This window comes from Bacteroidota bacterium (assembly GCA_017303905.1).
Lineage (GTDB): Bacteria > Bacteroidota > Bacteroidia > B-17B0 > Aurantibacillaceae > JAHEYG01.
On record JAFLBH010000005.1, the window covers coordinates 249,296 to 260,886 of the forward strand.

The 11,591-nt window shown below is 36.2% G+C and carries 10 protein-coding genes; 4 read left to right on the plus strand and 6 right to left on the minus strand.

Annotated elements, in window-relative coordinates; all coding sequences use genetic code 11:
- The first annotated feature begins 46 nt into the window (after positions 1 to 46).
- The 4 genes from J0L69_16445 (at position 47) to J0L69_16460 (ending at position 3,247) form a co-directional block, all read left to right on the plus strand.
- The gene (locus tag J0L69_16445; GenBank protein MBN8694785.1) at positions 47 to 829 is read left to right on the plus strand and encodes a hypothetical protein; all 783 of its coding nucleotides are present in this window, start codon (positions 47 to 49) and stop codon (positions 827 to 829) included.
- Between the two features lie 2 nt (positions 830 to 831).
- Entirely contained in the window at positions 832 to 1,872 is a 1,041-nt protein-coding gene (locus tag J0L69_16450) for a c-type cytochrome (GenBank protein MBN8694786.1), read from the plus strand.
- On the plus strand, positions 1,873 to 2,247 hold the full coding sequence (locus J0L69_16455) for a hypothetical protein (protein ID MBN8694787.1): 375 nt from the start codon (positions 1,873 to 1,875) through the stop codon (positions 2,245 to 2,247). It abuts the gene before it with no gap.
- A 76-nt stretch (positions 2,248 to 2,323) separates the two neighbouring features.
- On the plus strand, positions 2,324 to 3,247 hold the full coding sequence (locus tag J0L69_16460; GenBank protein MBN8694788.1) for a hypothetical protein: 924 nt from the start codon (positions 2,324 to 2,326) through the stop codon (positions 3,245 to 3,247).
- On the opposite strand, the gene J0L69_16465 is transcribed toward J0L69_16460, so the two are convergent.
- The 6 genes from J0L69_16465 to J0L69_16490 all read right to left on the minus strand — a co-directional run bounded on the left by J0L69_16465 (position 3,234) and on the right by J0L69_16490 (position 11,573).
- Positions 3,234 to 4,106, minus strand: coding sequence for an aldose 1-epimerase family protein (locus tag J0L69_16465; GenBank protein MBN8694789.1), 873 nt, complete (start codon positions 4,104 to 4,106; stop codon positions 3,234 to 3,236). The two genes, J0L69_16460 and J0L69_16465, sit on opposite strands and share 14 nt — an antisense overlap.
- The gene (locus J0L69_16470) at positions 4,106 to 4,378 is read right to left on the minus strand and encodes a DUF493 family protein (protein ID MBN8694790.1); all 273 of its coding nucleotides are present in this window, start codon (positions 4,376 to 4,378) and stop codon (positions 4,106 to 4,108) included. Before J0L69_16470 ends, J0L69_16465 begins: the two co-directional genes overlap by 1 nt.
- Positions 4,375 to 5,013: a LysE family transporter gene (locus tag J0L69_16475; GenBank protein ID MBN8694791.1), complete on the minus strand. Its 639-nt coding sequence runs from the start codon at positions 5,011 to 5,013 to the stop codon at positions 4,375 to 4,377. Before J0L69_16475 ends, J0L69_16470 begins: the two co-directional genes overlap by 4 nt.
- Position 5,014: 1 nt before the next feature.
- Positions 5,015 to 6,547, minus strand: a complete 1,533-nt coding sequence (locus J0L69_16480; protein ID MBN8694792.1) for a GH3 auxin-responsive promoter family protein — start codon at positions 6,545 to 6,547, stop codon at positions 5,015 to 5,017.
- Between the two features lie 7 nt (positions 6,548 to 6,554).
- Positions 6,555 to 7,646, minus strand: a complete 1,092-nt coding sequence (locus J0L69_16485) for a M42 family metallopeptidase (GenBank protein ID MBN8694793.1) — start codon at positions 7,644 to 7,646, stop codon at positions 6,555 to 6,557.
- Positions 7,647 to 7,727: 81 nt separating this feature from the next.
- Positions 7,728 to 11,573, minus strand: a complete 3,846-nt coding sequence (locus J0L69_16490; protein ID MBN8694794.1) for a 1-acyl-sn-glycerol-3-phosphate acyltransferase — start codon at positions 11,571 to 11,573, stop codon at positions 7,728 to 7,730.
- Between the last annotated feature and the right edge of the window lie 18 nt (positions 11,574 to 11,591).

Sequence of the window (11,591 nt, forward strand, 5' to 3'; positions counted from 1 at the left end):
ATTATTAAAATATTAAAAAAATTAAATCACAAAAAACAAAAAAATTATGAAAACTAAATTATTAATCATCACACTTTTTTTAAGTGTAGCTTTTATTTCATGTAAAAAAGACCCGGTTGAACCTGAAGATAACCACACCCATGAAGCAAGCGAAGGTACATTGGAACTTGAATTTGAGGCTATGGTTGACACCAACGCCCTAGTGTTTAACACTCAAAATTACCTTAATGCAAATGGAGATACTTTTAATGTAAGCTTATTTAAATATTACATCAGTAATGTTGTATTAACCAAAAGTGACAATAGCACGTATACTGTACCTAATAGCTACTACTTGGTGACGCATAATGGCACCTCAAATCCGGTGGTAAGTATTGGTGGAGTTCCTAATGGAACATACAAAGCAATTACCTTTTTAATAGGAGTTGATTCTACTCGTAATGTAAGCGGTGTTCAATCAGGAGCATTAGATCCGGTTAACGGAATGTTCTGGAGTTGGAGCAGCGGATACATTATGGCTAAGATGGAAGGGACTTCACCACAATCCGGAAACGCAAGCAAAGCTTTGAAATTTCATGTTGGTGGATTCTCAGGAGTCAACAATACTTTAAAAACGGTGAGTCCGTCGTTTGGTACTTCTACCGCAACGATTAATGGTGAGCATGGTTCAACTGTGCATTTTAAAACAGACCTTTCGCAATGGTTTAAAACACCTAATACCGTAAGCTTTGCTACAATGCACACAGTTCATATGCCCGGCACCATGGCAAAAATGATTGCTGATAATTATGCCGATATGTTTTCTCTTGAACACATTCATAATCACTAATAATGACCAGGAAAAAAATCATATTTCTTTTTAGTATTACTATACTAACTAGCTGTAAGGTTGATCCTGAAATCAAACCCGAATTACCTGCTGATAACATTCAGCAGGTAATTCCAAAGGGTTGGCCTCAGCCTGTCTATCAATTTCAAAACAATCCTTTAACTATAGATGGTTTTAAATTAGGCCGCGAATTGTTCTATGAAGAAATGCTTTCCCGTGACAATACCGTTTCTTGCGGAAGTTGTCACCAGCAATTTGCTGCATTTGCTCATTCTGAACACGATGTGAGTCATGGTATTGATGGTTTATTAGGCAACCGTAATTCACCTGTGCTGTTTAATTTAAATTGGCATCCAGCTTTTATGTGGGACGGAGGGGTTAATCATATTGAAGTACAACCATTGGCGCCAATTACAAATCCGGTAGAGATGGATGAAACCATGCAGAATGTGATTAACAAATTAAGCAATAGCCAGAAATACAAAAATTTATTCAAAAATGCCTATGGTGATGAAACTGTAAATACGGAGAGGATTTTTAAGTCGATGGCGCAATTCATGGGTATGCTTTATAGCTATAAAAGCAAGTATGATTTACACATTAATGGAGAACAAGGCGGAGAATTTACTGCACAGCAAACAAGCGGGTACAATTTATTTAAATCCAAATGTGCACAGTGTCATAGCGAACCATTATTATCTGATTTCACTTACAGGAATAACGGACTAAGCATCAACGCCTCGTTACAAGATTCAGGCAGAGCGCGGATTACAGGCGACTTAAACGATCTTTATAAATTTAAAGTTCCAACCTTAAGAAATGTTTTGCAAAGCGGGCCTTACATGCACGATGGACGCTTTACTACATTAAAACAAGTGTTGGATCATTATGACACAGGGATTAATACAAGTAGTACACTCGATCCATTACTAAGTACAGGTATTCCGCTTACAGAGCAAGAGAAAGCAGATATTATTGAATTTCTATCTACGCTAAGTGATTATGATTTTTTATATGACGAACGATTTAAAGACCCTAACTAAATGAAACAAACCATAAGCTTATTAGTTTTAAGTATACTTTTATTTGCTAGCTGCAAAAAAAATCAAACCGGAGGAAAAAGTGAAGTGAAAGGAACCGTATTCCATCACTCTAAACGAATTCCGGAAGCAATTGTTTATATTAAGTTTAATGCCACTGAATTCCCCGGGAAAGATGTATCAGTTTATGATGACAAAGTAATTGCAGATTCCGAAGGGAATTACACGGTGAAATTTTATAAAGGAAGCTATTACTTATATGCCGTTGGTAAAGATTACGCAATACCGGCGCCTTATGAAGTTGTCGGTGGAGTTCCCATTAAATTAAGAACAAACGAAGAAATAAATACAGATATTTATGTTACAGAAGGCGACTAATAAACTCCGCTTAGCTATATTACTGTTCATATTTTATTTTTCCGGTATAAAAGCATGTGACATATGTGGTTGTTATATGGGAATCACACCATATGACAATCAAAGTCAAATTTCTTTTTTACATCGCTACAGAGCATTTAATGGTTACAGAACTTATAATCAGAAAAGTAATTTATTTACGCCCGGAGCTTATAAATTAGCCCATGGCGAACACGGTTCAACAACTGGATACCAAAAAACGTATTCCTCGAAGGATTATGAATCATACAAAACTTACGAGTTACGTGTGAAGTATTATATTCATAAAAGAATTGAACTTAATGGGATTGTTCCATTTAACTATAATAAAAGCAAACAAGATACTGCAATAGCAACAACTTTAGGTATAGGTGACCCTAACTTTTTTATTGGCTATCATCTCATCCGAAAAATTGAAGTTGAGAAGATACAGCAACGTTTAATAGTGGGTGCAGGAATAAAAATCCCAAGCGGAAATTATTACGATAAAGATGCCGCAGGAAACCGAATTCCCCTTCTATTACAAACAGGTACAGGTAGCATAGATTATTTCACTTACATGAATTACATTGCCGGCTACAAAATAATTGGGATAAATCTCAATGTGATGTATAAATTCAATGGTCAGAACTATTACAAAGAAAGAATCGCAAATAGTTTCTCTACATACTTTAATATATTCGCCCGTATTAAACTAAAGAACTGGTTTGTTATTCCTTCCATACAATCGTATTACGAATACACAGATGGATTAATCGTTAAAAACATATTACAATCAAATACAAAAATGAATGCATTAATGTTAGGTCCGGGACTTGATGTAGTCTACAAGAATATTGGATTGAACTTGGCTTACCAGTTTTGTGCGTATGAAGAAGAACAAGGAGATAATTTACAAAATGCCGGTAGGGTAATGGCTGGATTGAGTTACAATTTTAACCAAACTAAATACCTCCTGAATAAAAAACCTAAAGTAAACTAATTTGATAGCTTACAGCTTTTACAGTGCAGGGATTTAATTTAATAATTCCCTCTTTGCTTTGTAATTCTCCTTTGCTATTCGTAGTGTCCGTTATACCGTACCAAGGCTCTAAGCAAACAAACTTATCACATCCCTTTTTTGACCAAATACCAAAATAAGGCCAATCCTTACAAATCAGCTCGATTACATTCTTCGATTTTTTTGATTTAAGTCTGATGCTGTTAATCTGATTATTTTTAAAAACCAAAGCATCATTATTGAAAAGCTCAATACTTAAAGGCAATACGCCTTTATCAAGATCGATATTATAAGTACTGCCGCTGAGTAAACCGTCTTGCAATCGCTCCGCAGTTAAATGAGAAAGTCCGTCTATTTCCAAATAATAATCGTGTATGTTTTCTTCGCTGAATCGCGTAGTTGAAAATCCCGGATGCGCGCCGATACTAAATAATAATTCCTTATTATCCGGATTGAATATCTGATAAGACACGTCGAGCGTATTGTCTGTTAAAGTATACGCTATGATTAACGAGAAGTGGAAAGGAAATAATTCAAGGGTAGCTTCATCAGCCGTAAGTTCAAATTTCAAACAACTATTGGATTGCTCTATCAAAACAAACTCTTTATCGCGAGCGAAACCATGCTGACTTAAATTATAACTATTACCATTATACTCGGTACGGCCATTTTTTAATCGTCCGACTATAGGAAACAATACCGGAGCGAATCGTGGCCAAATATCTTTGCTGGCTTGCCACAATAATTCAGTTCCATCGGAGGTTAATAACGAAATTAACTCCGCGCCAAATGAATTAACTTTTACTTCAAGAAAACTATTATTGATGGAATAAACCGCCATTATAAAAACATAACGCCTTCAATGTCGGACGCCTTACTGTATATATCTATGATTTCATCCGTACTCATTACCACTTCTTTCACAGTAATACTAATGTACTTCCCTTTATCACTCTCCTTTGTATAGATCTCAGCATCGCCGCCAAACAGATTTTCGATGAGCGCTATTTTACGATGTTCGGCACTCATTATAAACTTAAACATATACACAGAAGGATAGGTTTGAGTTTCGTTCAATTTTTTTCTTAGTTCTTCGAAATTTACCTTGCTCATTTATGCCAAAAAAAGTGATTATAAATTAATACGATGCCAAATACAATTAATGCCGCGCCTGTAACGTGATTAATTGTTGACATAATTTTATCGGTGAGAAACTTTTTGATTTTACCAGCTAAAAACACTTTGAATAATTCAACCAACAATACCAACCCTAATACTATCGAAAAATAAATTATCATTTTTATCATTGAATAGTCGAATGTTTTCCCAACAGCAGTAACGTTACCTAACCATAAAAACCAGACAGCAGGGTTAAATAAGTTCATGAAAAATCCCTTTAAAATTAACATCAATGGTGAAGGCACTTTTATTTCAATACTCTCCTCTGATTTTGTTACCGGCTTTCTAAAATAAAACGCACCAAAAACAATTAAGATAATACCCGCCACAATTCCCGCGAAGCGCTGATTCTTTTCATCCTGTAAAAAATTAACGGCGCCAAAATGAACCATCGCGATAATAATCATACATACAAACAAATCGGATAACACAACACCCGCCGCGAGTAAGGCTCCGGGTCTGTAACCGTGTTTAATACCGGTATTAATTAATGCAAAAAATGCCGGACCAAACGAAAAGGTCAAAAGAATAACAATGATGATGGTTTGATATATGAGACTTAAAATCAACTTACGCCTGATATTTTTTAATGAATTCCTGCCATTCTTCTAATTGTTTACCCTTCATCACACGAGGGAATTTATGAGCCGATCCCAATTTTCCTTTGCTTGCTAAAAAATCAATAAAGGCATCGTCAGGCAGAACAGTTACGATAACTTCCTTCAAAGCTGAACTGCGCTCAACTCTATAATCATCATTAATGACTTTCAAATGCTCGTCGATTTTTTCACGTAAAGCATCTGCACTCACTTTTACGTTAGAACCAATATACCAATGGTGTGCAAACAAATTACCGTGCGGAATTCCGGCAACGGCAAATTCATTAATCTCTATGCCCATTTGCTCCGCTGTAAAACTAATGGCCTTACTCATATTCTCAACGGATAAGTGTTCGCCGCATAAACTTAAAAAATGCTTAGTACGACCCGTAATAACAATTTCACTGTGTTCCAAACTTGTGAACTTAACAACATCGCCGATTAAATAACGCCAAGCACCGGAACAACTGGACAATAACAAGGCGTATTCTTTTCCCTCCTCAACTTCCTTTATACACAAAGCTTGTGCTTCCGGTCTAATGTTTCCATCTCCATCGAAATTACTTTCATTAAAAGGAACGAATTCGTAAAACAATCCTGCATCCAATAACATGCGCATTCCTTGCTCTACATTAGGTCTTTCCTGAAAAGCAATTAATCCTTCGGATGCTAAATATGTATCCGAAAAAATTAAAGGGAATCTGGTTAGCTTACTAATACTCTTCATGTAAGGCGCAATGGACACACCTGCGTGAACATAAATTCGGAGATTGGGCCAGATATCATGAATAGTTTTGACCTTGTAATGTTCTATGATTTTTTCCATCAAGATTTGAACCCATGCCGGTACGCCAACAATAATTCCGATATCCCAATCTTTAGCTGCTTTTACAATTTCAGAAAGTTTGGTATCCCAATCTTTGTATTTAGAAATTTGCTTACCAGGTTTATAAAAATGCTGGAACCAGGTTGGAATATTAGCCGCTGTAATTCCACTCAAATCGCCTTCGTAGTATGTTCCATTAAAATCAAGAGCAGTACTTCCTCCTATCGCTAAAAAACCTTTTTGGAAATGTTCCTTAGGCAAATCATAATGCGCCATCGCTAACATCTGACGAATACTTCCCTTCTTAAAATTCTTCAACATATCCTTTGTTACAGGAATGTATTTGCTCGAAGCTTCTGAAGTACCTGAACTTAAAGCGAAATATTTTATTTGCTCGGGCCAACACACATAAGCTTCACCTTTCAAACTACGGTGCCACCATTCTTTGTAAATACTGCTGTAATCATAAATCTTTACGTTTTTTTGGTAAGCTTTGATAATATCGTCTTCCAATAAAATACGGTCGAATTTATAGTGCTGTCCAAATGCCGTGTTCTGAGCTTTGGTTAACAATTTACGTAATTGCTTCACCTGAAGTTTGTACGGATTTTTCCAGTGCGGAATTTTTCCGCGAATATCAATGGTGCGTTTAATTATAGAACCTAAAATAGCGGCCATTTACAAATTATTTAATGTAACGAAAATCGTGATTGTTCTTAATTGATTTTAAAGAGTGATACATGAGTTTGATCACGTCTTCTACGTCTTGTTTATGTACACTTTCAACTGTGGTATGCATGTAACGCAACGGTAGAGAAATCAACACTGATGCAATACCATCGGTGCTATAAGCAAATGCGTCGGTGTCTGTTCCTGTTGCGCGCGAAGCTGCCTGACGTTGAAATTCAATTTTATTTTTCTTAGCAGTATCGATGACTAATTTCAATAAATTATTCTGCACAGCCGGCGCGTAACTCAACACAGGACCCTTGCCGCAAGCCTGATCGCCACTTGTAATTTTGTTCATCATTGGTGTTTGCGTACAATGACACACATCTGTTACAATAGCCACATTCGGATTAATTTTACGGGCAATCATTTGAGCACCGTTTAATCCAACCTCTTCCTGAACAGAGTTAACAATATATAATCCGAATGGTAACTTATCTTTTTTCTCCTTAAGCAAACGGGCCACTTCGGCAATCATAAAACCACCGATGCGATTATCCAAAGCACGACCTACATAATAACGATCGTTTAACTCCATAAACTCATCTTCGTAAGTTATAACACATCCAACATGCACGCCTAAAGCCTCTACTTCTTTGTCTGACTTACAACCGATATCTAAAAATATATTCTTTAAAGTTGGCGTTTCTTCTTTTGCTGCATCACGCACGTGAATAGCCGGCCAACCAAATATTCCTTTTACAATGCCTTTGTCTGTATGAATATTTACTCGCTTGGAAGGTGCGATTTGATGGTCGCTTCCGCCATTACGACGTAAATAAATAAATCCGTCTTTAGTGATATAATGCACAAACCAACTGATTTCGTCTGCATGCGCTTCAATCACTACTTTGTAAGGCGCTTTCGGATTGATGACACCTACAACAGTGCCATAGGTATCAACGAAATAATCATCGATATAAGGCTTTAAATAATTTAACCAGATTTTTTGTCCGCCCGACTCGAAACCGGTTGGTGATGGATTATTTAAATATTCACGTAAAAACTTTAAGGATTTATCGTTCAGAATTGATTTTTGCTTAGCCATAATTTTAATTAATTACAACTCCTAAATTAAGGCAAATTAATCGGCATTTAAAAGCAAAAAATATTAAAAAATTAAAGCCATTTAGGCCTTACGAATCACATAGGTTATATTGGAAGTAAGCTTGGTGTTATCAATTACTTCCAGACTCAAATCCGGAAATTTAGCAATGGTATCTTTAATTAATTTTCCACTCACAAAATGTAATCCTTCCTCTTTTGTTTTGTTGAAGCCTGCCACTTTTGTACTGATAAATTCGGTATACCATGTTCCGGCCTGCCTAGATTTTAAATCAGCATCTGCATCGCGAATTACCAACACACCATTTTTATTTAAGCTTCCGGCTAATTTATTTACGACAGACACCTGGTGTTCCGGATTTAAATAATGTAACACATCACTGATGATAATTCCGTCTGCCTTTGGAAATTCAAAGACTGTTACATCAGCTGTTTCAAAATTTACTTTTTCGGTTTTATGTACGCAATTAGCCGCCACTGCAATTTTATCTTCGTCGTAATCCAATCCCAAAATTTCGCGGTGCTTACTCTTATACATCAGCATGTATGGCAAAAATCCATAGCCACAACCAACATCAATAATTTTTCCTTGCTTTGGCATTAGGCTCTCGAACAATTTATAATTTCCTTCCAGGGCAGTTTTAATACGGCAATACCATTCGAGAACCGGACCCTTATAAATATAATTATTAATTAATCGTGAGCGGAAATATTCCACCGGCTCACACGTTTCCCGCATCTTATCATATTCAACACGCATGTAATTACAGATACCTTTCGTTCTTTCCTGATAAGTATTGCCGAATGTTTTATTGTCTGGCGTTATGCGAGGCAGATACTTCACTGTTAAAGCCCCATCTTTAAAATGAAAATCTTTCTTGGTGACAGCATCACCGGCACCATGTAACAACACCGGCAAAATATCTAATTGTAATTTTTCCGCGAGTAAAAATGCGCCTTTGTGAAAACGATGAATTTCTCCATCAATACTTCTTGTTCCTTCAGGGAAAATTAAAATAGAATAACCGTCTTTCACCATCGATTCTAATTTCTCCAAACTATTTTCATAGCCAGCGGAAGCCGGATAATAATCTGCCATCTTTACAATCCATCCGTAAAATGGAGAATTATAAACCCAATCGTTTGTAAAAGCAATAATTTTAGGATGCAACTGCAGCGTTAATGCTAAATCAATATGCGATTGATGATTGGCAATAATTAACGCCGGCTTAGAAAAATCTTCTTTGTTTTCATTGATAATCTTCTTTTTTACATTAAAGAAAATACCCAGAACGGCTCTGAATGTATAGGCAATCACATAATGAAATGCGAGCTTGCGCTTTTTCTTCCCTGCCGGATAAATGGTAATGATTAATAATCCTAATAAGGTTAATATAGATGAGAAAACAGTAAACATTATAAAACCGAAAAACGTAATGAGTAAGTACTTTAATGTATATGGCTGTAAGCCTCTGTAACGTCTGTTCAACACTAACCAATTAAAAAGAAAAGGTTGTATAACGAAGGATACCAAAACAACGCAAATCATTCCTAGTATGGTGATGAGCGCAATGGATTGCAAAGCCGGATGTTTCGCGAAAATCATTACACCAATTCCAATCACTGTTGTTAAGGCAGAAAGTAAAATGGAGGTTTTGTAACTGCTTAAGTTTTTCTTTCCGTATTTATATTCGGTGAGCAAACCATCCATAATAAAAATGGAATAATCGTCGCCCAAACCAAAAATAAAAGTGGATATAATAATATTGATGACATTGAATTTAATTCCCAAAATCCCCATTAAACCTAAAATCCACAGCCACGAAATAAACATTGGCATAAAATTGATAATCGCTAATTCTAATCGTCCGTGTGATAAAAGCATAAAACCAAATACCAAAATGGAAGTAATCCAAAGTATGGTTGAAAAATCAGAACTGATAACATCTACAAATTGCGAAGTAAGGTGTTGACGATCGAATACAATAATGTTTTCATTATCCTTAAATAATTCGTACAACTTTTCTTTTTTCTCCGCATCTACCTTTACGTGCGTCAACACGGTTGGCTTGCCTTTTACAATGGAAACATATTCTGACAAGAGATTCTTTTTAATGGAATCCAAATCTTCTTGCGGGATTTCCTTAAAATCAGACTGCATTAAATCGTAAAACGACTGAAATGCCTCGGGTTTAAATTTGTAATTTGCTCCGTATGTAATAATGTGTTGCTTTAAGCTATCCTTTGTTTCATTGGTAAAAAAAGCATTCCATTTATTTAATCTCTCTTTCTGCGTTTTTTGAGAAGGAAATACAGAAGCGATCGAACTTACCCGTTTAATCTCATTATTCTGCTTTAAAGAATCTAACTGCGTGTAAATTTTATCGTTCAAACTTACAGCCTTCTGCAAGGTATTGCCGCTTGCAAAAATATACACCGAACGGGCAGCGAAATTGTTAATCTCATCTAAATGTTTCTCTGCTAACCGCGTTTCCTCATCCATGTAACTCATCTTGTTCATGTCACTCTCGAAACCAACATTGGAAGCGAAGAAACTGAGTGTTATCGTGATAATGAGCGCGGCCAATGCAACCAATTTATTTTTATCTGGACGATAACTCACTAATTTATCTAACCAGGAATCGTGATGAACCTCTTCCTCCTTTTCCTTTTTAAACGACAATTTCAATAAATGTGGTAATACCAAAACCGAAAATAGCAGGGCTCCGATTAAACAAAAGCCTGCGAATTGTCCGAAATCATGTAAAGCTTCACTCTTGGTAAAAACTAAACTAAAAAATGCACCAACTGTTGTTGTACACCCGATGAGCATTGGAACAGTTAAATCAGCAATTACTTCCTTCACGTCTCGAACGTGTTTGTAATGTGTAAAGAAGTGTAAGCTGTAATTGATGGCAATTCCTAGTACCGCCGCGCCTGCTGCTACTGCAATGGCTGATACAACGCCTTTAAATAAAAACAACATGGCCAATGAAAACGCCATGCCAAACCCAACCGGTAAAAAAATAAATACAATTGGAAAAGGATTTTTAAAGTACAAACCTATAAGCAGGGAAATCAAAATAACCGTAATCGTCGTTGTGAGAATTGTATCCTTTCTCAATTGCTCGGCATTTCCTAATGAAACCATACAGGCTCCAAATGGCTCTACTTTTATTTCTGCATTGCTATATCTTTTTGCTAAAGATTTTACTGTATCTATTAACGGCTTGTTCTTCGCTGTTTCTGTTGCAGCATAAGCCGGTGTTACAAACATTAGCAAATGCTTATGGTCTTTTGTTACGATGGCGCCATCATGCGTTTCAAAATTTTCATCCAGCTGAATGTTGTTGATTTTTTTTAAGGCAAGCGGAACAATGTTTAAGGGGTCGCGACGAATATACTTAGAAAGAACAATGCCACTGGGACTTAATAAAGCTTCATAATCACGTTTTAGTGTGTAATCAACACTGTCTTTGCTGATTAGTCCGCTTAACCTCTCATAATCGCTTTCGTTCAAATAAAAAGGCAAGTTGCGATAGAAAATATCATAAACACCCTGCATGGTGTTATCAGAAACCTTATAGGTAATGCCTGCATACGCAGTATCCGGTAATTGATTAAGAATAGAATCGTAAACCGCATCGGCAGATTCAATGATTTTATCAATTTTATCACCTGAATCCGAATAAAAATGCAGAACTAATTTATCCTTTGATTTTAAATTACTGAGAATCGAATTGATGTTAGCGGTGTTTTTATCTTTGGGGACGAAGCGCGTGATATCCTCTTCTAACCTAATTTTGGAAGCATAAAAACCAAGTACACCACAGACAGCCAAAACCAAAAGCGTAAAAAACAACTTACGTTTGGTAAAAAAAAGATAAACCAGATAGGGCCAATTCTGCATTGTGCAAAAATAACAATT

Coding starts and splice junctions, on each gene's coding strand:
- J0L69_16465 (MBN8694789.1), bottom strand. CDS start 4,106: ATGGCGGTTTATTCCATCAATAATAGTTTTCTTGAAGTAAAAGTTAAT.
- J0L69_16445 (MBN8694785.1), top strand. CDS start 47: ATGAAAACTAAATTATTAATCATCACACTTTTTTTAAGTGTAGCTTTT.
- J0L69_16470 (MBN8694790.1), bottom strand. CDS start 4,378: ATGAGCAAGGTAAATTTCGAAGAACTAAGAAAAAAATTGAACGAAACT.
- J0L69_16455 (MBN8694787.1), top strand. CDS start 1,873: ATGAAACAAACCATAAGCTTATTAGTTTTAAGTATACTTTTATTTGCT.
- J0L69_16480 (MBN8694792.1), bottom strand. CDS start 6,547: ATGGCCGCTATTTTAGGTTCTATAATTAAACGCACCATTGATATTCGC.
- J0L69_16450 (MBN8694786.1), top strand. CDS start 832: ATGACCAGGAAAAAAATCATATTTCTTTTTAGTATTACTATACTAACT.
- J0L69_16490 (MBN8694794.1), bottom strand. CDS start 11,573: ATGCAGAATTGGCCCTATCTGGTTTATCTTTTTTTTACCAAACGTAAG.
- J0L69_16460 (MBN8694788.1), top strand. CDS start 2,324: ATGGGAATCACACCATATGACAATCAAAGTCAAATTTCTTTTTTACAT.
- J0L69_16485 (MBN8694793.1), bottom strand. CDS start 7,646: ATGGCTAAGCAAAAATCAATTCTGAACGATAAATCCTTAAAGTTTTTA.